Annotated in this window: 16 protein-coding genes; 10 read left to right on the forward strand and 6 right to left on the reverse strand. The window is 33.1% G+C overall.

Going from position 1 to position 23,868, the window contains the following annotated elements; translation table 11 throughout:
- The first annotated feature begins 212 nt into the window (after positions 1-212).
- On the forward strand, positions 213-1,178 hold the full coding sequence (locus tag GJJ64_RS04530) for a hypothetical protein (RefSeq protein ID WP_154286543.1): 966 nt from the start codon (positions 213-215) through the stop codon (positions 1,176-1,178).
- 470 nt (positions 1,179-1,648) lie between these two features.
- Here the strand turns inward: GJJ64_RS04530 and GJJ64_RS04535 are convergent, their stop codons facing one another.
- Both GJJ64_RS04535 and GJJ64_RS04540 read right to left on the reverse strand, forming a co-directional pair.
- Complete coding sequence (locus GJJ64_RS04535) at positions 1,649-2,731, reverse strand: mannose-1-phosphate guanylyltransferase (RefSeq protein ID WP_154286544.1); 1,083 nt, start codon at positions 2,729-2,731, stop codon at positions 1,649-1,651.
- A gap of 1 nt (position 2,732) precedes the next feature.
- Positions 2,733-3,698, reverse strand: coding sequence for a KpsF/GutQ family sugar-phosphate isomerase (locus GJJ64_RS04540; protein ID WP_154286545.1), 966 nt, complete (start codon positions 3,696-3,698; stop codon positions 2,733-2,735).
- 91 nt (positions 3,699-3,789) lie between these two features.
- Here GJJ64_RS04540 and recQ point away from each other — a divergent pair, with 91 nt between their 5' ends.
- Both recQ and kdsA read left to right on the forward strand, forming a co-directional pair.
- Positions 3,790-5,979: a DNA helicase RecQ gene (recQ, locus tag GJJ64_RS04545; protein ID WP_154286546.1), complete on the forward strand. Its 2,190-nt coding sequence runs from the start codon at positions 3,790-3,792 to the stop codon at positions 5,977-5,979.
- Positions 5,980-6,001: 22 nt separating this feature from the next.
- Positions 6,002-6,808, forward strand: coding sequence for a 3-deoxy-8-phosphooctulonate synthase (gene kdsA, locus GJJ64_RS04550; protein ID WP_229655490.1), 807 nt, complete (start codon positions 6,002-6,004; stop codon positions 6,806-6,808).
- On the opposite strand, the gene GJJ64_RS04555 is transcribed toward kdsA, so the two are convergent.
- Together GJJ64_RS04555 and GJJ64_RS04560 are read right to left on the reverse strand one after the other, a co-directional pair.
- Entirely contained in the window at positions 6,801-8,717 is a 1,917-nt protein-coding gene (locus GJJ64_RS04555) for an OmpA family protein (protein ID WP_154286548.1), read from the reverse strand. The two genes, kdsA and GJJ64_RS04555, sit on opposite strands and share 8 nt — an antisense overlap.
- A 38-nt stretch (positions 8,718-8,755) precedes the next feature.
- Positions 8,756-9,379, reverse strand: a complete 624-nt coding sequence (locus GJJ64_RS04560) for a 7-carboxy-7-deazaguanine synthase QueE (RefSeq protein WP_229655457.1) — start codon at positions 9,377-9,379, stop codon at positions 8,756-8,758.
- A gap of 73 nt (positions 9,380-9,452) precedes the next feature.
- On the opposite strand from GJJ64_RS04560, the gene GJJ64_RS04565 reads away from it, so the two are divergent.
- The 7 genes from GJJ64_RS04565 to GJJ64_RS04600 all read left to right on the forward strand — a co-directional run bounded on the left by GJJ64_RS04565 (position 9,453) and on the right by GJJ64_RS04600 (position 22,413).
- On the forward strand, positions 9,453-9,773 hold the full coding sequence (locus GJJ64_RS04565; protein ID WP_154286549.1) for a Rieske (2Fe-2S) protein: 321 nt from the start codon (positions 9,453-9,455) through the stop codon (positions 9,771-9,773).
- 109 nt (positions 9,774-9,882) lie between these two features.
- Positions 9,883-12,480 carry a DNA gyrase subunit A gene (gyrA, locus tag GJJ64_RS04570; protein WP_154286550.1) on the forward strand — a complete coding sequence of 866 codons (2,598 nt, stop codon included), beginning with the start codon at positions 9,883-9,885 and terminating at the stop codon, positions 12,478-12,480.
- A 42-nt stretch (positions 12,481-12,522) separates the two neighbouring features.
- Complete coding sequence (locus tag GJJ64_RS04575) at positions 12,523-13,701, forward strand: tetratricopeptide repeat protein (RefSeq protein WP_154286551.1); 1,179 nt, start codon at positions 12,523-12,525, stop codon at positions 13,699-13,701.
- 156 nt (positions 13,702-13,857) lie between these two features.
- The gene (locus GJJ64_RS04580; protein WP_154286552.1) at positions 13,858-16,446 is read left to right on the forward strand and encodes a phosphoenolpyruvate carboxylase; all 2,589 of its coding nucleotides are present in this window, start codon (positions 13,858-13,860) and stop codon (positions 16,444-16,446) included.
- Positions 16,447-16,544: 98 nt separating this feature from the next.
- Complete coding sequence (gene ku, locus GJJ64_RS04585) at positions 16,545-17,312, forward strand: non-homologous end joining protein Ku (protein ID WP_154286553.1); 768 nt, start codon at positions 16,545-16,547, stop codon at positions 17,310-17,312.
- A 1-nt stretch (position 17,313) separates the two neighbouring features.
- Entirely contained in the window at positions 17,314-19,767 is a 2,454-nt protein-coding gene (gene ligD / locus GJJ64_RS04590; protein WP_154286554.1) for a DNA ligase D, read from the forward strand.
- Positions 19,768-20,199: 432 nt separating this feature from the next.
- The gene (locus tag GJJ64_RS04600; protein WP_154286556.1) at positions 20,200-22,413 is read left to right on the forward strand and encodes a cation:proton antiporter domain-containing protein; all 2,214 of its coding nucleotides are present in this window, start codon (positions 20,200-20,202) and stop codon (positions 22,411-22,413) included.
- 113 nt (positions 22,414-22,526) lie between these two features.
- On the opposite strand, the gene GJJ64_RS04605 is transcribed toward GJJ64_RS04600, so the two are convergent.
- Together GJJ64_RS04605 and GJJ64_RS04610 are read right to left on the reverse strand one after the other, a co-directional pair.
- Positions 22,527-22,742: a VF530 family protein gene (locus GJJ64_RS04605; RefSeq protein WP_154286557.1), complete on the reverse strand. Its 216-nt coding sequence runs from the start codon at positions 22,740-22,742 to the stop codon at positions 22,527-22,529.
- 4 nt (positions 22,743-22,746) lie between these two features.
- The gene (locus GJJ64_RS04610) at positions 22,747-23,868 is read right to left on the reverse strand and encodes a DEAD/DEAH box helicase (protein WP_154286558.1); all 1,122 of its coding nucleotides are present in this window, start codon (positions 23,866-23,868) and stop codon (positions 22,747-22,749) included.

Here is a 23,868-nt window from a genome sequence, read left to right on the forward strand (position 1 = left end):
ACTTTCTACTTTAAAATATCCACTCTTTACGCATCTTTCTACTTTATACTATATACTCATATTAAATCAATATTATTTCCAATATAATTCCACAGTAAGTCCACGTTTTTATTATTTTTTGTGGACTATTACTGTTAATAATTATTAATTAATTTATAAATGATAAGAATCTAAACAACACAATTCTTATATTTAGCCTTAAAATCTACGATATGGCAATTATTGATAAAAAAGGACGCATACACGGTAAAATAGGAAACCTGGTTTACCGCACTGTTGGTGATACAGAGATTGTACAAACCAAAGCAGCCAAAGTAAAACAAACACTTTCTACCAAAGAGAGTGCTATGGAATTTGGTCTTGCCAGTAACTGTGGACGTATATTAAGATCGGTGTTTTCTACGTTTTGCTGCAATAGCGATGGTAAAATGATTAACCGAATGAACGTTACTTTGCTGAAATGTATTAAAGATAATATAAGCAAAGAACGTGGTAACCGCGATTTGCATGATGGAAATTTAGAACATCTGTTGGGTTTCCAATTTAACGCACATTCGCCTATGAATATGGCTTTAGCTATTCGTCCGCTTTGTTTTATGGAAGCAGGCAGGGTTAAAGTAAAGCTCCCAGAAATTAAAGAAAACACTCAATTACAGCAGTTGAAATATGGCAGACATGCGGTGTTACGCTTGATGTTGGTAGCTGTTAATTTTAGAGAAAACTACTATGAATATCTTAGTTATCAGGATATTGATATTGCTAAAGGTGCTGTTATTCCAGAGCAAGAATGGAATCCTGATGTGGTTCTACCTCCTAGAAGTATCCTATTGGTTAGTGCATCTTTACATTATAGTGGTTTAACAGATGTAAGCGGCCAGGCACAAAGCATCAACAGTAAAGATTTTAGTCCTGCCGAGCTTATTGGCGCTTTCCATATATCCGAAGAAGAATTTACTCAGCAAATAGAAAAAGCAGAAGAGGAGCGTATGCGCTATCCTTTAGATAATTACCGCGGACAAGAAATTTTAAAAGAAATAAATAAAAAGCGTGGTAAAAATAGCAGATCACAAGTCTTAAAACCAAAGACATCTATTATCAAAACTGCGGATAAAAAAGAAACAGTCCCGGAAATACCTATAGGCAAAGTATTTTACCAGACGGAATTGAATTTTGGGTGAGGGGGGAACGGAATGATTGAAAAAAGGAATATTTCATGTGTTGGTAAGGATGTAGTATTCGCTATGACAAAGCGAGGAACGAAGCTTATCTCATAATATTTATAGGGATAACTTGCATTAAGGGATAGCTTCACTGTGTTCGCTATGACAAAGCGTTTGTCACTGCGAGGAACGTGGCAGTCTAGCATCACCACTATGTTGGCTATGACAAAGCGTTGCGAGGAACGAAGCTTATCTCTTAATATTTACAGGGATAACTTGCATTAAGGGATAGCTTCATTGTGTTCGCTATAACAAAATTAAATGTATGAAATGCTTTTTATCTCCTCTAAGAGGAGGACACTTAGCAAATGGGTTAGAATGAGCTATCTCTAAAACACAGGTTGTAAGAGATAAGCTTCATTCCTAAAGATGACAAAACCTAAACATCCACCTTTCAGGCTCTTTATACTTTTTACTTTCTACTTTTCCTAAATAAACTTATTCCCAAACTTCTGTTTCACATCAGCAACTACTTGTTTCACATGTTGCTCGTTACTTCTAGGGCAAATTAATAAGGTATTGTTAGATTCTACAACGATATAATCATGTAAACCTTCTAAAATAACCAGTTTATCAGAGGGTACATTAACCATGCAGTTAGAAGAATCGTACATCATTACTTTTTCTGAATTGATGACAGCATTACCTACATAATCTTTTTCTGAAAGGTCGTAAACAGAAGCCCATGTACCTAAATCAGACCAGCCAAAATCTGCTGGCATCACATATACATTTTCTGCTTTTTCCATCACACCGTAATCAATAGAAATGTTCACGCATTTCTGAAAACCAGCTTGTATATATTCCTTTTCTCTTGGGGTGTTATAATGTTTTTCGCCTTCTTTAAATATTTCAGCAATATCAGGTAAAAACTGGTCAAAAGATTTAGAAATAGCTTTTGCAGACCATACAAATATCCCGGCATTCCAAAGAAAGTCTCCACTAGCTAAAAAAGTTTCGGCAATTTCAAGACTAGGTTTTTCTGTGAAAGTTTTAACCTTGTGCAGGTTATCCAGCAAAGTTTTATCAGAATATTGGATGTATCCGTAACCCGTATCAGGTCTTGATGGTTTAATGCCTAATGTAATCAAACAATCGTGATTACTGGCTGCATCTAGTGCTTTATTAATAATTTCAACAAAGTTTTCTGTATCTAAAATTAAGTGGTCTGATGGGGCTACTACAATATTAGCATCGGCATCAATCAATTTTATTTTTGCCGTACCATAAGCAATACAAGGTGCTGTATTACGCATAATGGGTTCACAAATAATTTGATGATCTTCTAAATCAGGAAGATGTTCTTTAACCAAATCAAAATAGCTCTCATTGGTTAAAATAAAAATATTTTCTTTTGGTAATATCTTTAAAAATCTATCGTAGGTGTTTTGTATTAAACTTTTACCAGTTCCTAAAATATCTAGAAATTGTTTAGGAAAAGTGGTTCTGCTAACTGGCCAAAAGCGACTTCCAATACCGCCAGCCATGATAAGTGCAAAATTATTGCTCATTTTATATTATACCTTCTTTAAGTAAATCATGCAAATGTATTACACCATTGTAATTATTGTCTTTTGTAACTATAAGTTGTGTAATATTATGCTGTTTCATCAATTTTAATGCATTTACTGCTAATTCATCACTTGCTATTGTTTTAGGTTGTATATTCATGATGTCTTTGGCAGATAATTCTTCAAAGTAAGTGAATTTTTCCATCATTCTTCGCAAATCTCCATCAGTAATTACACCTTTTAAATTATTTTCTATGGTTACAGCTACCACACCAAGTCTTTTCTTGGTAATCTCTAAAATCACATCTCTGATACTTGCATCAGGATGAACTTCTGGTTTTTCATTTAATACTGCTAAATCTTGTACCTTAAGGTATAAGCGTTTACCTAGTGAACCTCCTGGATGATATTTAGCAAAATCTGCGCTGGTAAACGCTCTGCATTCTAGTAAAGCTACTGCCAAAGCATCGCCCATAGCTAGCTGAGCGGTGGTACTGGTAGTAGGCGCTAAATTATGCGGGCAGGCCTCTGTTTCTATGGTAACATCTATTTTATAATCAGATTGTTGGGCTAAGTATGATTGCATATCGCCCACAATACAAGCCAGTTTATTATCTGCCTGTTTCAAAAGCGGGATTAAAACTTTAATCTCTGCTGTATTACCACTCTTTGATAAGCAAATCACCAAATCATCTTTTTGTATGATACCTAAATCACCATGAATAGCATCAGCAGCATGCATAAATATAGCAGGTGTTCCGGTAGAGTTGAAGGTAGCTACAATTTTTTGTGCGATGATAGCACTTTTGCCTACACCAGTCATAATAACCCTACCTTTTAGGTTTAATATCGCCTCAACAAGATGATAAAAATCATGATTTAATTTAGAAGATAAATTTAGAATTGCCTGTGATTCAGTTACTAAGGTTCTTTTAGCTATATCAAGAATTTCTTGAGGTGATTTCAAAATGAAAAAAGTTTAAATTTTAATACTATATAATCACAAAAATATGTTATTTTGATGTTTAAAATTAGCATAGGTTAATTTTTCCTTAAAAATGCAGATTAAAAAATCATTAATTGATAATTTACAAACGTTTTTTGGCTTTGACAATTTCAAAGGAGACCAGGAAGCTATCATAACCAGTATCTTAGAAAAGAAAGATACTTTTGTTATTATGCCTACCGGAGGCGGTAAATCTATCTGTTACCAATTACCAGCGCTTATGAGCGAAGGTACAGCAATTGTAATTTCTCCTTTGATTGCCTTGATGAAAAATCAGGTAGACCAATTAAGGGCCTTTGGAGGTTATGATAGTATTGCCCACTTTTTAAATTCATCATTAACCAAAACAGAAATTACCAAGGTTAAAGAGGATGTAACTGCTGGGCAAACCAAACTCTTATATGTTGCGCCAGAATCTTTAACAAAACAAGAAAATATAGATTTTTTAAAATCTATAACAGTTTCTTTTGTAGCTGTAGATGAAGCCCATTGTATATCAGAATGGGGGCATGATTTTAGACCTGAGTACAGAAAAATCCGTCAGGTAATTAATAATATCAGAGAAAACATACCTGTTATTGCTTTAACGGCAACGGCAACACCAAAAGTTCAGCATGATATTCAGAAGAATTTGCAGATGACTAAGGCAAATATCTTCAAATCATCTTTTAACCGTCCTAACTTATATTATGAGGTAAAACCAAAGTCTGATGTTTTAAAAGAAATCATCAGGTATGTTAAAAATAATCCGGGTAAGTCTGGTATTGTTTATTGCCTAAGTCGTAAGAAAGTTGAAGAGGTAGCTAATGCTCTAGAAATTAACGGAGTTAAATCTTTACCTTACCATGCTGGTTTAGACCCCAAAGTAAGAGCCGAAACACAAGATAAATTCTTGATGGAAGATGTTGATGTAATTGTGGCTACCATTGCATTTGGTATGGGTATAGATAAACCAGATGTGAGGTATGTTATACACCATGATATTCCTAAAAGTATGGAGGGCTACTACCAAGAAACGGGTAGAGCCGGTAGAGATGGTGGTGAGGGGCATTGTATTGCTTTCTATTCTGATAAAGACGTAGAGAAGCTAGCTAAATTTATGAAAGATAAACCTGTTTCTGAAAGAGAAATAGGTACGCAAATATTAAAAGAGGTTATAGATTATTCTGAATCTGCTGTATGTAGAAGAAAACAAATCCTGCATTATTTTGGGGAAAACTTTAACGAAGCTGGTTGCAATAACATGTGCGATAACTGTCGGGCTCAAAAGCAATCTTTTAATGCCGAAGAGCATTTAAGTAAAGTTTTAAACATGATACAGGAATTTGGCGAAAAGTTTGACGACCATTACATCATCAATGTGTTAATGGGACAAGAAACAGCACAAATTCAATCTTATAAGCATCATCAATCACCACATTTTGGTTCAGGAAAAGCAGAGGGTTTGTTTTTATGGAAATCTGTTCTTAGACAAGCTGTTTTAAATAATTTCTTAGCCAAAGATGTAGACAACTTTGGTTTGTTGAGGTTAACCAAAAATGGTCAGTCTTTTCTTACCAATCCTTATGCTTTAAGATTTGTGATGAACAGATCTATGGATATTCCTGAAAAGGATGATGATTCATCTGTACAACATGGTAGTGGCGCTTTAGATACGCAGCTTTTGCAGATGTTAAAAGACTTAAGGAAGAAAATCGCTAAGCAAAAAAATCTTCCTCCTTTTGTTATCTTCCAAGACCCATCTTTAGAAGAAATGTGTACGCATTATCCAATTAATATGGATGAGTTGAAACATATTTCTGGTGTAGGCAATGGAAAAGCGCTAAAATTTGGAACTCCTTTTATAGAACTTATTAAGAAATACGTTGAGGATAATGATATAGACAGACCAATAGATTTTGTTGTTAAAACAACAGCAAATAAATCGGCTTTAAAAGTTTCTATTATCCAAAATATAGATAGACAAATTTCTTTAGAAGATATTGCAGCCTCTAAAGGCATTACTTACGAAGAAATACTAAAAGAGGTAGAATCTATTGTAAGCTCTGGCACCAAACTTAATTTGAATTACTTTATTGATGAGGTTATTGATGAAGACAGGCAAGATGAGGTTTTTGATTACTTTAAAACCGCAGAAGTAGACTCTATTGATAAAGCTTTAGAAGAGTTAGGTTCTGATGATTATAACCGCGAAGAAATACAATTAATGAGAATCAAGTTTATGTCTGAATTAGGAAACTAAAACATAAACTTATATAAACATGATGAAACTAGACAAACTAAAACACACCCATACCAACAATTTCTTCCTAATGGCGGGCCCTTGTGCTATAGAAGGTGAGGATATAGCGTTAAGAATAGCTGAAAGAATTGTTGAGATTACCGATAAGTTGCAAATACCTTATATTTTTAAAGGCTCTTTTAAAAAAGCAAACCGCTCTAGGGTTGATTCTTTTACTGGTATTGGTGATGAAAAGGCCCTAAAAATACTACAAAAAGTTTCTCAAACTTTTGATGTACCTACGGTAACCGATATCCACGAAAGTACTGATGCGGCAATGGCTGCGGCTTATGTAGATGTTTTGCAAATTCCTGCTTTTTTATGCAGACAAACAGATTTATTGATAGCTGCTGCACAAACCGGCAAGTATGTAAATGTTAAAAAAGGACAGTTTTTATCTGCAGGCTCTATGAAGTTTGCTGTAGATAAAATTAAAGATGCCGGAAATAACAACGTCATCTTAACAGATAGAGGTAATACCTTTGGCTATCAAGATTTAATTGTTGACTTTAGAGGGATACCAGAAATGAGAAGCTTTGATGTTCCGGTGGTGATGGATTGCACACACTCTTTACAACAACCCAATCAAACATCTGGAGTAACAGGTGGTAAGCCTGCCTTAATAGAAACTATTGCTAAAGCGGCTATTGCTGTTGGTGCAGATGGACTTTTTATAGAAACACATCCAGACCCGAAAAATGCAAAATCTGATGGTGCGAATATGTTACAATTAGATTTGTTAGAAGATTTGTTAAAGAAATTAATCAGAATTAGAGAAGCTATTATTTAATAGTTTCTCTAATTTCTGTAATCACAAACTCTGTTCTTCTATTGCTTGCCCTTCCTTCTGGCGTAAGATTATCAGCAATAGGATTTGACTCTCCGAAACCTTTATACTTAATTCTGTTTTCGTTAATACCAGCTGTTAAGAGATAGTTATAGACAGATTTAGACCTGTTTTGAGATAACAATAAATTAGATTGATTGTCTCCAATGTCATCTGTAAAACCTCTTATTTCTATCACTACCTTAGGGTTTTCCGTTAAAAACTCAATCAGTTTCTCGAGTTCTACTTTAGACTCTGTTTTGATGTTATACTTATTAGAATCAAAGAAGATATTTCTTAAAATAACTTTATTACCTATAGCAATTTTATGCAGAGGAACATCTAAAACAACAGGTTCTCCAGGTTTATGATGCTCTACAGAAAAGCTTTCAGAATAAAACAAATAACCTTTTTTAGATACATTTAAACTATAAAGTTTATCATTGGGTAGGGTAGCCATAAACGTTCCATCTACTTTATTGGCATAAGAAACGTAAAGAGAATTTTCTGTTTTTAAATCAACAATATCAACCACAGCATCTAAAGGTTGCTTACTTTCTGCATCATAAACTTTACCCTTTACATAATTAACTGTTTTAGGCTTTAAGGCACTTGGTAAATCAAAAGAATAAATATCAAAACCACCAAAGCCATTAAAATTATTGGAAGAGAAAAATGCTTTAGTACCGGTAGCATTAATGGTTAAACCACTTTCTTCGCCATAAGTATTGATAGGATAACCTAAATTTTGTGCATCAGACCAATTACCATCTTTATCTAACCGAGATATAAAAATATCCTTATTACCTAAACCTATCCAACCGTTAGATGAGAAGTATAAAGTTTCATTATCTGGATGAATAAATGGCGATTGCTCGTCATAAGGAGTATTGATTTTAGAACCAAGATTGATAGGATTACCCCATTTCCCTTCATCAGTAAGTTCACTTTTCCAGATATCATAACTTCCAAAACCATCTTCACGATCACTTACATAATATAAAGTTCTACCATCTGCAGAAATAGAGGGTTGAGATTCCCAGCCTTTGGTATTGATAGGATTTCCTAAATTAATAGGCTTACTCCAGCCATCACCTTCTCTTTGCGACACATAAATATCACATCTGCCTAAGCCATCGGGTCTGTTACAACCTGTAAAAAAAAGAAATTGCCCATCAGGAGAAATACATTGTGCACCCTCATTGTAGTTAGGCGTATTGATATTGGTACTTAAATAATTAGCTTTTTCCCAGTTTGCATTTTTCTTTTTCGAAATATAGAAGTCCTCGTTATTGTTAATCTGACGAGTAAAAATCAAAGTATTTTCATCTGTAGTTAAAGCCGCTAGATACTCTTGATCGCTAGTGTTAATACTAGGACCTAAATTTTCTGGTTTAAATGAAACAGGGTTTTTAATTGCTAAAATTGAAAACTCACAATCTTTAAGATATTTATTTGTTAAGGCAAGTCTTTTAGCTTCTTGAGGTTTTGCTTTAGAGAGGTAACTATTCAAATGTGTAATAGCCTCTTTGTAATCTCCAGTTTTAATTTCACACTCGGCTAAATAGAAATATCTTTCTGGGGCAAAATCTGGTTTTATAGCAAAAGCTTTGCGATAAGTAGACTTAGCATTTATTAAATCAAAGGTTACCCTGTAAACATCAGCTAATAATAAATAGGCTTCAATAAATTGATCATCCTGTTTAACAGCATAGTTTAATTCAACTTTTGCCTCTGTAAAACGATTTAAATCTAAGAAGTAACTAGCTTTTTCATAACTTCTAATAGCAGTTTTATCCTTAGAGGAATATTTATCCTGCCCGAAGCATAGTATACTTATGCTTAACAATAAGAAACAGGATAAAAGTCTCATGCGTATAATTTAAGTTCAGTTAACTAAATTATGTATTATTAGGGTATATTCAAATATTTATGCGTTTGTAAAGATATTTCCCATTTAGGATTATTCTTTACATAATCTATAATTAAAGGTAGCATTTCATTAGCTTTTGACCATTCTGGCTGTAAGTACAATTTACAATTTTGGCCAACTAATAAGGCATGTTCCTCTGCCCAAGCAAAATCACTCTTATTAAAAACAATGATTTTAAGTTCATTTGCAAATTGAGCAATAGATGGAGTAGGTGCTTTAAACTTTTTTGGCGATAAGCAAATCCAGTCCCAATGGCCAGATAAAGGATAAGCACCAGAGGTTTCTATAAAGGTTAAAATGTTATTTTCTTTTAACTTTTTAGTTAGGTAATCAAGATTATACAACAAGGGCTCTCCACCAGTAATGACAACAGCTTTACCTGGATATTGAATTGCATTTTTAACAATATCATCACTTGGAGTTAACGGATGCAAATCAGCGTCCCAGCTTTCTTTTACATCACACCAATGGCAACCTACATCGCAACCGCCTAGTCTAATGAAATAGGCAGCTTTACCTGTATTAAATCCTTCGCCTTGTATGGTATAAAACTCTTCCATCAAAGGAAGTAAAGTGCCGTCTTCTGGGATAAAATTCTTCAAGCTAATCTTTTTAATTGTGCAAAGATAATGCTATTTTGCTTAAAAATCCTGTTTTTATAACGCAGAAGCTCGTATGCAGTGGATAAAAGTCTTAGATCATCTTCCAGAACAGGAAAATATGGTACAAATTAAAGTTTACCATAAGAAAATTAATATTATCAAACATCAGCATCAATTTTATGCGTTTGCGAATAAATGTCCACATGCCGGAGCCGATTTAGGCAGTGCTTGGTGCAATGAAGGTTATATCATTTGCCCGGTTCACCGTTATGGATATTGCTTAAAAACAGGTAAGGGTAAAGCAGGGCAGGGCGATTATCTCAGAATTTATCCTTTAAAAATTGAGGACAATTGCATTTTTATCCAAATAAAAAAACCTTGGTGGATGATATAATTATTAATATTCAAGAATTTTTCCACAGGAAGAAGCAATTACATCTAATTTATTAACTTCGCAGTTATGCTTTTATATAAGCACTTTCTTTTATAGAATATTTTAAAATATGGCCGAAGAAACTGATAATCAAAACGAAAACCAACACGACAAGATTATACCTATCAATATTGAGGAGGAAATGAAATCAGCATACATTGATTATTCAATGTCTGTTATCGTTTCCAGAGCTTTACCTGATGTTAGAGACGGCTTAAAACCGGTTCACAGAAGGGTATTATTTGGTATGTTAGACCTAGGTTTGGCAAGTAATAAACCTTATAAAAAATCTGCCCGTATTGTGGGCGAGGTATTAGGTAAGTATCACCCACATGGTGATGCTTCTGTTTATGATACGATGGTGCGTATGGCGCAACCATGGTCTTTACGCTATCCTTTGGTAGATGGGCAAGGTAACTTTGGTTCTGTTGATGGCGACTCGCCAGCAGCGATGCGTTATACCGAGGCTCGTTTCAAAAAAATGGCAGAAGAGCTATTGGCAGATATCAATAAAGATACTATTGACTTCCGCTTAAATTTTGACGATTCCTTAGAAGAGCCTACTGTTCTACCTTCTAAATTTCCTAACCTTTTGGTTAACGGAGCATCGGGTATTGCAGTTGGTATGGCAACAAATATGCCACCACACAATTTAGGTGAAATTGTAGATGCTACAGCGGCGTTAATTGATAATAAGGATATTGAGGTTAGCGAACTGATGAAGCATGTAAAAGCTCCTGATTTTCCTACTGGAGGTTTTATATACGGTTATGAAGGTGTAAGAGAAGCTTTTGAAACCGGTAGAGGTAGGGTAATGATGCGTGGTAGAGCAGAAATTGAAACCTTTGGTAATGAAAGAGAGCGTATCATCGTTACTGAAATCCCTTATCAAGTGAATAAGGCGATGATGATTGAGCGTACTGCCGAATTGGTAAATGAGAAGAAAATTGAAGGTATTTCTGAGATTAGAGATGAGTCTGATAGAGATGGTATGCGTATCGTTTACGAAATAAAACGTGATGCCAATGCAGCAATCGTACTTAACAACCTTTATAAATATACTGCCTTACAAACTTCTTTTAGTGTTAACAATATTGCTTTAGTTAATGGCCGACCAATGCTTTTAAATCTTAAAGATTTAATAAGACATTTTGTTGATCACAGACATGAAGTTGTTATCAGAAGAACCAAGTTTGAGCTTAATGAGGCAGAAAAAAGAGCCCATATCTTAGAAGGTTTATTAATTGCTTTAGATCATTTAGATGAGGTTATTAAATTAATCAGAAGTTCACAAACTCCAGATGATGCTCGTGAAGGTTTAATGAGCCAATTTGGTTTAACAGATATTCAGGCAAGAGCCATATTAGATATGACTTTACGCCGTTTAACAGGTCTTGAAAGAGATAAGATTAAAGAGGAATATGCTGAGCTGATGAAATTAATTGAGCGTTTACAAGCTATTTTAGCTGATGAAGGCTTAAGAATGCAAATTATTAAAGACGAACTTTTTGAGTTAAAAGAAAAATACGGTGATGAAAGAAGAACAGAAGTTGTACACTCTGCAGCCGAACTTTTAACAGAGGATTTTATTGAGGATGAGGATGTTGTAATTACCATTTCAAGAGAAGGTTACATTAAAAGAACTCCTTTAACAGAGTATAGAACGCAAGGAAGGGGTGGTAAAGGTTCTATTGGTTCTACATCAAGAGATGAAGATTTTATTGAGCATATTTTCATCGCATCTAACCATAATTATTTATTATTCTTTACAGATAAAGGTAAATGTTACTGGTTGAGGGTTTTTGAAATACCAGAAGGTACAAGAACTAGTAAAGGAAGAGCTTTACAAAATATCATCAATATTGAAAAAGAAGAAAAGATAAGAGCTTATATTAAGGTTGTTAATCTTAAAGATCAAGACTATCTGGAAAACAATTTCATTATCATGTGTACCAAGAAAGGTACTATCAAGAAAACTACGCTTCAAGCTTACAGTCGCCCAAGAACTAATGGTATCAATGCAATCAATATTAATGACGGTGATGAACTATTAGAAGCAAACTTAACTACTGGTAATTCAGAAATTATTATGGCTTTACGTTCTGGCAGGGCTATTAGATTTAATGAATCTACAGTGAGGCCAATGGGTAGAACAGCTACTGGAGTTAGAGGTGTTAAATTAGCTCATGATAAAGATGAAGTTGTGGGTATGATTAGTATTGATTCTCCAGAGGCAACTATTTTAGTAGTTTCTGAAAAAGGATATGGTAAACGTACAGATTTAGAAGATTACCGAGTTACCAACCGTGGTGGTAAAGGTGTAAAAACTATTAAAGTAACAGAAAAAACTGGCGAACTTGTAGCTATTAAAGATGTTACCGATAAAGATGATTTAATGATTATCAATAAATCGGGTATTGTTATCAGAATTGCGATGAGTCATTTAAGAGTTATGGGACGAGCCACACAAGGAGTAAGACTTATAAATCTTAAAGCTAATGATGAGATTGCTTCTGTTGCTAAAGTAGAACACGATGAAACAGCCGAAGAGGATACTGACGCAATTGTTAAAGATATCGAAATCATTGAAGGAGATGTAACTGAAGAGGATTTAGATGATGATGAGGACGATGCAGTAGAAGATGAGGGTGAAGAAACAGCAGAATAAATAAAACAATTAATCGTTTAACACATACAATTAATAATAAAAATGAAAAAACTATTATCGAGCCTTATAGCACTAAGTCTTTGTACAGTTGTAATGGCTCAAAAATCAGAAATTAGTGCCGCAAAAAACACTTATGCAATTTTTGAGGTTGGTATGCAAACTAAAGCATCAGCTAAGAAGCAATTAGAAACTTTAAATACAGCTAAAGCTTCTATTGATAAAGCTACTGTTCATGAAAAAACTTTAAATTCTCCAGAAGCTTGGGGATATAAAGCTTTAATATACTCGGCAATTGCTGTTACTGATACGGTAAATAAGAGTAATGCTGATGCAGCTTTTAAAACAGCACAAGAAGCTATTGCAAAAGCTAAAGAGCTAGATAAAGAAGGTAAAGAGAAAAACAACATTGAAAACTCTGAAAGAAACCTTTCTATTGTGATGCAAAACAGAGGTGTTTCTGCATTCAATAAAAAGGACTATAAAACAGCTTATACATCTTTCAAATACATTTCGGATGTGATGCCTAAAGACTCTTTATTTAGTATGTATACAGCTATAGCTGCCAACAGTGCTCAGATGACAGATGAGGCTATTAAGTATTACAATAAGACCCTTGAGTTGAACACCAAAAACCCTTCTTTATATCAAGAATTAGGTCGTTTATACATGTCTAAAGCCGATACTAATAGTGCCTTAAAAGTAATTGAAGCAGGTAGAGCAGTTCATCCGAATAATTTGAATTTAATTTATGATGAGTTGAACGTTTATTTAGCTAGAGGACAAGCAAGTAAACAAATTTCTAAAATAGAAAGCGCTATTGCACAAGAGCCTAAGAATAAAACTTTACATTTTGTTGCTGGTGTAGCATATGCTTCAAATAAACAATTGGATAAAGCAGAAGCAGCTTATAATAAAGCTTTAGAGATAGACCCATCTTATGCCGATGCTGTTTATAACTTAGCTGTTATTTATATTGATAGAGGAAATGCTTTTATTAACCAAGCGAATGCTTTACCAAACAATAAAGGTACAGAAGCAAAATATAATGCATTAAAAAGCCAATTTAATGCTCAATTAGCTAAAGCTGCTCCCTTATTAGAGAAGGCAAGAGAGTTAAATCCTAAAGACAGAAATGTTGTTAGAGCGCTTAGAGAAGTTTATGTAAAATTGAATAAACTTGATAAAGCTGCTGAGTTGAAAAAGCAATTAGACCAAATGTAAAAAGAGTCTTTCTTTTAAAAATTATAACAAATAGCTCGCAATGTTGCGAGCTATTTGTTTTTTTAAGGTTATTTTTTAGAGAAATATCATTTATTTGGGTTTTAATTGCAATTTTATTTGGATTGATTTTCAGATTAACGTAATTTTCGCCCAATTATGTTTACACTTAGACCTCAACTAAATTCTAAAGAGACTGTATTTAAAAACGAGATTACAACAAAATTCGAATTATATAACAGTCTTTTCCTTACTCTGCCATTTTATCGTGTAAAAAATACCGGACTAGCGCTTCCATATTTCTTTGCACATTGTGAGAGCGGTGTAGAAGAAAAACAAAGACCAGATGATATTATAGAATCTTTCTTTGCTAAACAAAAGGGTATTACAGACCAGCATGAAATAACCGATTTACTTTTCAGATTTATCCAATACATAGAAAGGCAAGTTGTATTATTTGACGCTGTAGAAGATGCTGCTTTTGTAAAAACCAGATCTAATGAAGACTTAAGCTCCTTAAGTACTTTAATGAGTAGTGCTTTAGAAGATGAAGAACTTTATAAACGTATTCAGGATTGTTTAAGAGAATTTAAATTGAGATTGGTTTTAACAGCACATCCAACTCAGTTTTATCCAGGTCCGGTGTTAAGTATCATGACAGACTTAACCGAGGCTATCAAAAACAATGATGTAAACGCCATTAATCTTCTTTTACAACAATTAGGTAAAACACCTTTCTTCAAGAAGAAAAAGCCAACCCCAGTTGATGAAGCTGTTAGTTTAAATTGGTATCTAGAAAATATACTTTACCAAACAGCGTCAGACGTACATAATAACCTAGAAGAAGTTTTTAAACTTAATTTAGGAAACCATAGTTTAATAGAATTAGGTTTTTGGCCTGGTGGCGATAGGGATGGAAATCCTTTTGTTACCGCTGAAACTACTAAACAAGTTTCTGTTTTCTTAAGACAAGCACTTTTCAGATGCTACTATAGAGATTTTAAGAAACTTAAACGTAGAATTACTTTTAACGGTACAGAGCAATATTTAGAAGAACTAGAAAATCTTATCTACAATAACGCTTACCAACAAAATTCATCTTGCTTAAACATCAAGGAAACCTTATTAACGAATTTAAGAAAGGTAAAAGAGGTTTTAATCAATTATCACGATAGTTTATTTACTGAGCTGGTTGATGATATGATTTGGAAAGTAAAGCTTTTTGGTTGTCATTTTGCTTCATTAGATATCAGACAAGATAGCCGTATTTTACGTAAGCTTTTTAAAGAGTGTATAGAATCAGAAGAACTTAAAGGTCTTTTACCAGAAAATTATTTTGATTTAACTGAAGAAGAAAAAATAGCTGCTATACCTTTAAGCGAAGCAGACTTTACTAATTATGCTTCTTTTGCCGAATTAAGTAAAGATTCTTTAGATGTTATCCGTCTAATTAAACAAATGCAAACAGATAATGGTAAAAGAGCCTGCCACAGGTTTATCATTAGTAATTGCCAAAAAGCATCAGATATTCTTCAGTTAAAACAATTGTTTTTATGGAGCGGATGGAAAGCAGAAGAATTGGACATAGATTTTGTACCTCTTTTTGAGACTATAGATGATTTAAAATTTGCTGATAATGTTATGGAGAGTTTATATGCTCATCCTGTTTACAGCAAACATCTAGAGATTAGAAAAAAACGCCAAGTTATCATGCTAGGTTTCTCTGATAGTACCAAAGATGGTGGTTATTTAATGGCAAATTATTCTATTTTCTATGCTAAATCTAGCTTAACAGCTGTTTCTAGAAAATACGATATAGATTTAGCTTTCTTTGATGGAAGAGGAGGGCCACCTGCCAGAGGAGGGGGTAAAACGCATAAATTCTACGCTTCATTTGGTAAAGATATCGCTAATAAGCAAATCCAAATGACGGTTCAAGGGCAAACCATCAGTTCTCATTATGGAACTTATGAAAGCTCTACCAACAACATGGAGCAGCTTATCCATGCAGGTATCAATTCTGCATTAGAGAAACAGCATACCAATACCATGAGCGATGAGGAAAAAGTGCTTTTCTCTAGAATGGCTGATATTAGCTATAATGCTTTTATGGATTTAAGGAAACATCCTTTATTCTTGAAATTTATGGAGGTACAAACTCCTTTAAAAATGCTTTCTCAAATCAATATCAGTAGTAGACCAGTAAAAAGAAACTCTGATGCCGAATTGAAATTGGAGGATTTAAGAGCTATTAGCTTTGTTACTTCATGGAGCCAAGCAAAATTAAATATACCAGGTTTTTATGGTGTTGGTACAGCTTTAAAAACTTTAAAAGAATCGGGTAAATGGGAGCAAGTGAAAGGATTATATAAAAACTCTGGCTTCTTTAAAACAGTTATAGATAATTGTATGATGTCTATGAGTAAAGCTGATTTTAGATTAACCGAGTATTTATCTGAGGATGCTACATTTGGTGAGTTTTGGAAAGGTATGAAAGCCGAGTTTGACCTTACCCAAAGTTTAGTATTAGAGCTTTCTAACACAGAAACTTTAATGGAAAATTATCCAACAGATAAACGTTCTATCTCTTTAAGAGAAAAAATTGTATTGCCTTTGGTTATCATCCAAAGATATGCGATTATCAAATCTTTATCTGATGATGTATCTGAGGAAAGAAAACAAATCTATAACAAACTTATTTTAAGAACCCTTTATGGTATAGTAAATGCAGCTAGGAACTCTGCATAAAACATAAAATCTAAACGAAAGCCTTCTGTAAATGCAGAAGGCTTTTTTTATGCCTTTTCTTTGGAATAGTAATTGTTTTTAAAAACAAAACAACTACTATGAGATCTATCTGGAATGGCACCATTGCCTTTGGTTTAGTAAATATTCCTATCAAGCTCTACTCGGCTATAGATAATAGCACTTTAGATTTAGATATGTTGGATAGTCGAGATCATGCTCGTATTCGCTTTTTAAGAGTTAATGAAAAAACAAAGAAAGAAGTCCCTTATGAAAAGATAGTTAAAGGTTTTTTCTTGAAAGATGATTACATCATTTTAGAAGATCAGGATTTTGAGGATGCCAGCCCGGACAAAACCAAAACCATTGATATTCAAACATTTGTACAGTCATCAGAAATTAACCCGATGTTGTTTGAAACTTCTTACTATGCAGAAGCTAGTAAACAAGGACAAAAAGCTTACGCTTTACTTCTCAATGCCTTAAAGAAGACTAAGATGGCAGGGGTGGGGCAGTTTGTGCTTAGGCAAAAAGAAAATTTATGCATCATACATCCGCAAGACAATGTTATTGTAATTTCAAGAATACGTTTTGCTCAAGAAATAAAAGACACATCAGAAATTAATACTCCTGATGATTTAAAAATCCCTAAAAAAGAACTAGATGTAGCTTTAGCTTTAATAAAACAATATACTGCCGATTTTAATATCGATAAATATAAAGACACTTATACCGCAGAACTTTTAAAAATTATAAAGGCAAAAGCTAAAGGAAAACGACCAACCATCAAAAAACTGAAACCTAAAAAAGCTAAAAGTGATGATTTGTACGAGCAATTATTAGAAAGTTTGAATAAGAAAGGAGCATAAAATGTCTTTAACAAAGTATCAGCAAAAAAGAAATTTTGAGCAAACTACAGAACCTAAATCTCTGCAAAAGGCTAAAAGAAAAACATTGAGTTTTGTGGTACAAAGGCATCATGCATCGCACTTACATTATGATTTTAGATTAGAAATAGATGGTGTTTTAAAAAGTTGGGCCATTCCTAAAGGTCCGTCGTTAAACCCCAAAGATAAACGTTTAGCCATGATGGTAGAAGACCATCCTTATGATTATAAAAATTTTGAAGGTGAGATTCCTAAAGGAAATTATGGCGCTGGTACCGTTTATATTTTTGATGCAGGTAATTATCAATCTTTATCAAAAACTAGAAAAGAAGATGAAAAAGAGTTAAAAAAAGGCTTAGCTACGGGTAGCTTAAAATTTAAACTGAATGGTAAAATTCTTAAAGGAGAATTTGCTTTAGTTAAGCTTAAAAACTCAGAACAAGATGCTTGGCTTCTGATTAAACATCAAGATGAATTTTCTGTAAACAAGAGTTTTAATATCGAAAATCTTATCCCTAAAGAGGTTATAAAAGCAGGAAAGGATTTTAAAAAACAGAAGCCAGAAAAGAAACATCAGCCAAAAGAAAAACAAAAAAAAGTTCAAGAGCATGGCTATTCGCCCATGTTAACCAAATTGTCAAATCATATTTTTAATGATAAAAATTGGCTTTTCGAAAGAAAAATAGATGGTTACAGAATTCTTGCCAGCACAGGAGAAAAGATTACATTAACCTCAAGAAATGGTATTGATTATACATCAAAATATCAACAAATCAGTAATCATCTGAAAGAAATTAAGGTTGATGCGATTTTAGATGGTGAAATTGTTGCAGAGAATAAAGATGATGTTCATCAGTTTCAATGGTTACAAAATTTTGATACAAATGCTAAAGGACTTACGCTTAAATTTTATGTATTTGATATTTTAAAACTCCATGAAAATGAACTTTTAGATATGCCCCTTTTAAAAAGAAAAGAGCTCTTAAAAGTATTGCTAGAGAAGTATAAAGCTAAAAATATTGTTTTTAACGATTATATTTTAGCCGATGGCGAAAAGCTTTTCGAAGAAGCTAAAAAGCAAAAATGGGAGGGAGTGATTGCTAAAAGAATTGATGATGAATATTATCCTGGTAAAAGAACAGACTCTTGGTTGAAGATTAAATTAAATAACAGCCAAGAAGCTATTATTTGCGGCTTTACAAAACCCGCTGGAAGTAGAAAATATTTTGGAGCTTTAGTTTTAGGAATGTATGATGATAACCAGAAGCTCAGTTACATAGGTAATTGCGGAACAGGTTTTAATGATGAAACATTAAAAAATCTTCATCAACAAATGGAGGATATCATTACCACAGAAAAGCCTTTTGCTGATAAAGTAAATATGGAAAGCAAGGTAACCTGGCTAAAACCCCAATTAATTTGCGAGGTAAATTATACCGAGTGGACTTTAGACCATCATTTAAGGCATCCGGTTTTTAAGGGCTTAAGATTAGATAAAGATATGGAAGAAGTAAAAGAAGAAAAGGTTCTTAAAAACGAGGAAACTAAAACTTTTGGAACTAAAAAAGTGAAATTAACTAATCTAGACAAGTTGTATTGGCCCAAGGAAAAAATCACCAAGGGAGAGCTGCTAAATTATTATGAAAGCATTGCCAATTATATTTTACCTTATTTAAAAGATAAGCCACTTTCTTTAAACAGGCATCCAAACGGAATAACTAAACCTGGCTTTTATCAAAAAGATGTAGACTTAGAGCAAATTCCGAAATGGGCAAAAACAGCTCAAATACACTCAGAAAGCAATAACAAGGAGATTGATTATCTGATATGTAACGATAAAGCATCATTATTATACATGGCAAATTTAGGTTGTATAGAGATAAACCCATGGTTAAGCACTTATAAAAAGCCAGAAAATCCAGAATATATGGTGATAGATTTAGACCCCGATAAAAATGATTTCAAAGAAGTTGTACAGGTAGCTTCAGCGGTTAAAGAAGTTTATGACGAGATGAATATTAAAAGCTTTGTAAAAACTTCCGGCTCTAGTGGTATCCATATTTTTATTTACTTGGCAGCAAAATATGATTATAAGATTGTAAAGAACTTTGCTGAGTTTATTGCGCAAAAGGTACATGAAAAAACATCAGAAATTACCAGTTTAGAAAGAAGTCCTTCTAAAAGAAAAAACTTAATTTATATAGATTACTTGCAAAATAGAAGAGGACAAACCATTGCAGCACCATATTCTGTAAGACCTAAACCTAATGCAACGGTTTCTTTTCCTTTAAGTTGGGATGAAGTAGATGAAAACTTAGATATGAAGGATTTCCATCTTAAAAACGTTTTAGCACTTTTAAAAGACAGAGAAGACCCTTGGAGGGATATGAAAAATCAAAAAATAGACATTTTAAAGACACTCAAAACCCTTAAATAGTTGTTTTTTTATTATATTTTGCGATATGAGGTTTTTATTTACTTTAATTACTATAATTTTAATATCCTTTAACTGCCATAGCTTAGCAATAGATAAGCAAAAGCAATCTTTATTGCTTAAAAACGATTGCTTTTCAGTAAAAAGTTATTTTAAGAAGTATGTAAAAGCTAATAAATTACTCACATCAGATATTAATCAGGAAAACCAATTTATTTTAAGAAAAAACGCCAGGCTAACAGCCAATTTTAACAGGTCTGGTTTTAACTTAAACTTTGAAAATAATGATAATTATATCCTTCATAAAAGTTTAATAACCTCAATATCACAACATTATTATATATCTCAGTTATTATTTCCATTTCATAGTTTTCTGGAAAAGCTTTCTTAAAGCTAATGAACTCTATTAAATCAAAATAATACGATATATAATTTATGATACACTTACCAAATTTAATCACAGATTTAGGACTTATACTCGGCGCTGCAGCCATTATTACACTCATCTTCAAATACTTGAAACAGCCTTTAGTTTTAGGTTATCTCATTGCTGGATTTCTAGTAGGCCCACATTTTTCATTATTTCCCACCATTGTAGAAACAGAAAACGTAGCTGTATGGGCAGAAATAGGTGTAATTATCCTCTTATTTAGCTTAGGATTAGAATTTAGCTTCAAAAAGCTGATGAAAGTAGGAGGTTCTGCCTCTATAACTGCTATAACAGAAGTAGTAGTTATGCTTTTATTAGGTTATTTTACAGGAAAAGCTTTTGGTTGGTCTACAATGGATAGTATTTTTCTTGGCGGTATACTTTCTATATCCTCAACAACTATTATCATTAGAGCCTTTGAAGAATTAGGCGTAAAGGGACAAAAGTTTGCAGGCTTAGTATTTGGAGTTCTTGTGGTAGAAGATTTGGTTGCTGTAGTGCTATTGGTTTTACTATCTACATTAGCGGTTAGTCAGCAATTTGCGGGCTCAGAAATGCTATTTTCTATATTAAAGCTTATCTTCTTTTTAGTGATTTGGTTTGTACTGGGTATATTCTTTTTACCGAGTTTTTTAAAAAAAATTAAACCATTAATAAGCGAAGAAATGTTACTGATTATTTCTTTGGCATTGTGCTTTTTGATGGTAATTGCAGCAACAAAAGTTGGTTTTTCTCCGGCTTTAGGAGCTTTCATCATGGGCTCTATATTGGCAGAAACCAGTCAGGGTAAAAAAATAGAACATTTAGTAATGCCTATTAAGGATTTATTTGGCGCAGTATTTTTTGTTTCCGTTGGGATGTTGATAGACCCATCCATGTTAGCAGAACATGCTTTACCTGTAATAATTATTGTTTTAGTAACCATAGTGGGAAAAATATTCAGCTCCTCATTAGGTGCTTTAGCATCAGGGCAACCTTTAAAAACATCGGTTCAAACGGGTTTTAGCTTGGCACAAATAGGGGAGTTCTCTTTTATAATAGCCACACTAGGAGTTACTTTAAATGTAACCAGCTCTTTTTTATATCCAATTGCGGTAGCAGTATCTGCTATAAGTACTTTTACCACACCTTATCTCATAAAATTATCTTTTCCGTTTTATAATTGGCTAAATAAAGTTTTACCATCAAAATGGATAGAGAATTTAAATAGATATAGTTCTGCTACCCAGAGCGTTACTACAGTTTCTAACTGGCAATTATTTGTAAAATCATACACGGCTAATACTTTAATCCACTTTAGCATAAGTTTAGCTATCATTTTACTGTCTTCTAATTATTTAAGTCCGTTTATACAAGGAAAAACAGAAAATGCAGTTTGGAGTAATATTGCATCATTAGTAATTACCATCATCATTTTATCACCATTTTTATATGCTTTAAGCTTTAGAAATCTTTATAATGGGGTAGTGGTTGAGTTAAAAAATGAGCGATTATACCGTAATTTAGTTTTAGTAATGCGCTTATTTAGGCTTTTATTATCTGCAGCATTAATCATTACTTTATTAAATAATCTGCTTTCTGTAACAGTTGCGCTTTATGCTGCATTGTTGATAATTGTGGTATTATTTATTTTTTGGAAACAGGTTCAAAATGTGTATCTAAAATTAGAAATGTTATTCTTAAAAAATTATCATGATGAAGAGCAACAACCAAAAAAAGAGCAACAAATACTAGCACCTTGGGATGCCCACTTTACAGAGATAGACGTTAAACCAGAGTCGCCAGCTGTAGGAAAAACCTTAATGGAGTTGAAGTGGCGAGAAAGGGCTGGTATAAATGTAGCTATGATAAACAGAGGAAGTATAACCATTCATTCTCCAGAAAGTAACACCATTATTTATCCTGGAGATATTTTAAAAATTATTGGTACCGATGCTCAAATTAGGAAACTAAGTTCTATCATCAGACCTGATAAAAAAGCTATCGAACAGCATGATAATTATCAACCTAAATTACATAAGCTATTGGTGAGAAAGAATTCATTTTTAGAAGGTAAATCTTTAAGAGAATCAAAAATTAAAGACTTAACCGATGGAATTGTTGTAGGTATAGAAAGAAACGCTGAGCGTATTGTAAATCCAGAATCTAGTTGGGTATTCCAAGAAAATGATATGGTTTGGATTGTAGGAGATAGCGCTAAAATACAATCAACTTTATAGATATAAATGCTTCCCTTGAAGGGAGGTGATTTCACTACTTAACATAATGTTAATTATAAGACGTAAATATAAACTAATATTATGCAGAGTATATAATGTTTAATGAAATAAGCTTATCTAAATGTCTTTATCCAAAGCTCTTCAACTTTTGTACGAGCCCAATCTGTTTTTCTAAGAAATTTTAAACTAGAATTTACACTTGGATTTTCATTAAAGCATTTAATCTTAATTTTTAATCCAAGTGTTGGCCAACCATAAAACTCAACCAAATCATTTATAATAGCTTCTAAGGTTCTGCCATGTAATGGATTATTTGGTTGCTTTTCCATTTCTTTAAATACTAATCTTTTCGAAATAAATATTTAGCTCTTTTTCTAAAGCCGTAATTTTTTCTAATTCTGATGGTGCTACAAATGCCAATGAAAGCCCTTTATTTCCGGCTCTAGCAGTTCTGCCGCTCCTGTGTGTAAAATATTCTAATTGCTCTGGTAATTGATAATGAATAACATAAGATAAATTACTTACATCGATTCCTCTGGCAGAAATATCTGTTGCTATTAATACCTGTAATCTTTCGCTTTTAAAAGCTCGCATTACTTTTTCGCGGTCTCTTTGACCTAAATCTCCGTGTATGGCCTCAACCTTTAAATTTTTGGCTAATAATTGCTTGGCAAGCGTTTGTGCGCCAGCTTTTGTTTTACAAAATACAATACCACGTTTACCATCATTATTCTTGATAAAACTCTGCAAAAGATTAGGCTTATCTTTAATATCGCAAATCACATATTGATGTTTGATAGCTGTATTCATTACATCTTTATGGTCTACTTCTATTTTATAAGCATCATCAGCCATATAATCGCTAATAATTTGCTTAATAGCTGATGGTATGGTTGCAGAAAAAAGCCAAATATTTCTGTCTATTTGTGCAGTATGACTTAAGATTTTATCAATATCTTGCTTAAAACCCATGCTTAACATTTCATCGGCCTCGTCTAAAACAATATTTTTAACTTCCATTAAATCAACCGCTTTACGCTCTAATAAATCTATTAAGCGACCTGGTGTAGCTACCAAAATTTGTGTTGGACGCTTTAATCTACCTATTTGAATGTCAATTTTTTCACCACCGTAAACAGCTTCAACAAAAATCTTTTTGCTTACATATTTGGTGAACTTAAAAAGCTGTTTAGCTATTTGTTGACCTAATTCTCTGGTTGGACAAATAATTACCGCTTGAATGTTTTTTTGCTCTGGATTTACCAGTTGTAATAATGGCAAACCAAAGGCAGCTGTTTTTCCTGTTCCGGTTTGTGCCTGGCCAATAAAATCTGTTTTACCTTTTAATAAAACAGGAATAGCTTGGGTTTGAATAACCGTTGGGGTATTTATATTTAATTCATTAAGGGCTTTGATAAGCTCTTGATGAATTCCTAAATCTTTAAAATTGCTCAA

The organism is Pedobacter puniceum, assembly GCF_009674685.1.
Taxonomy (GTDB): domain Bacteria; phylum Bacteroidota; class Bacteroidia; order Sphingobacteriales; family Sphingobacteriaceae; genus Pseudopedobacter; species Pseudopedobacter puniceum.

Bases quoted from the DNA above. Each gene is read 5' to 3' on its own strand.
- GJJ64_RS04580 (WP_154286552.1), top strand. From the start codon at position 13,858: ATGTTTACACTTAGACCTCAACTAAATTCTAAAGAGACTGTATTTAAA.
- GJJ64_RS04555 (WP_154286548.1), bottom strand. From the start codon at position 8,717: ATGAGACTTTTATCCTGTTTCTTATTGTTAAGCATAAGTATACTATGC.
- GJJ64_RS04530 (WP_154286543.1), top strand. From the start codon at position 213: ATGGCAATTATTGATAAAAAAGGACGCATACACGGTAAAATAGGAAAC.
- GJJ64_RS04605 (WP_154286557.1), bottom strand. From the start codon at position 22,742: ATGGAAAAGCAACCAAATAATCCATTACATGGCAGAACCTTAGAAGCT.
- GJJ64_RS04565 (WP_154286549.1), top strand. From the start codon at position 9,453: ATGCAGTGGATAAAAGTCTTAGATCATCTTCCAGAACAGGAAAATATG.
- gyrA (WP_154286550.1), top strand. From the start codon at position 9,883: ATGGCCGAAGAAACTGATAATCAAAACGAAAACCAACACGACAAGATT.
- recQ (WP_154286546.1), top strand. From the start codon at position 3,790: ATGCAGATTAAAAAATCATTAATTGATAATTTACAAACGTTTTTTGGC.
- ku (WP_154286553.1), top strand. From the start codon at position 16,545: ATGAGATCTATCTGGAATGGCACCATTGCCTTTGGTTTAGTAAATATT.
- GJJ64_RS04535 (WP_154286544.1), bottom strand. From the start codon at position 2,731: ATGAGCAATAATTTTGCACTTATCATGGCTGGCGGTATTGGAAGTCGC.
- ligD (WP_154286554.1), top strand. From the start codon at position 17,314: ATGTCTTTAACAAAGTATCAGCAAAAAAGAAATTTTGAGCAAACTACA.
- GJJ64_RS04600 (WP_154286556.1), top strand. From the start codon at position 20,200: ATGATACACTTACCAAATTTAATCACAGATTTAGGACTTATACTCGGC.
- GJJ64_RS04575 (WP_154286551.1), top strand. From the start codon at position 12,523: ATGAAAAAACTATTATCGAGCCTTATAGCACTAAGTCTTTGTACAGTT.
- kdsA (WP_229655490.1), top strand. From the start codon at position 6,002: ATGAAACTAGACAAACTAAAACACACCCATACCAACAATTTCTTCCTA.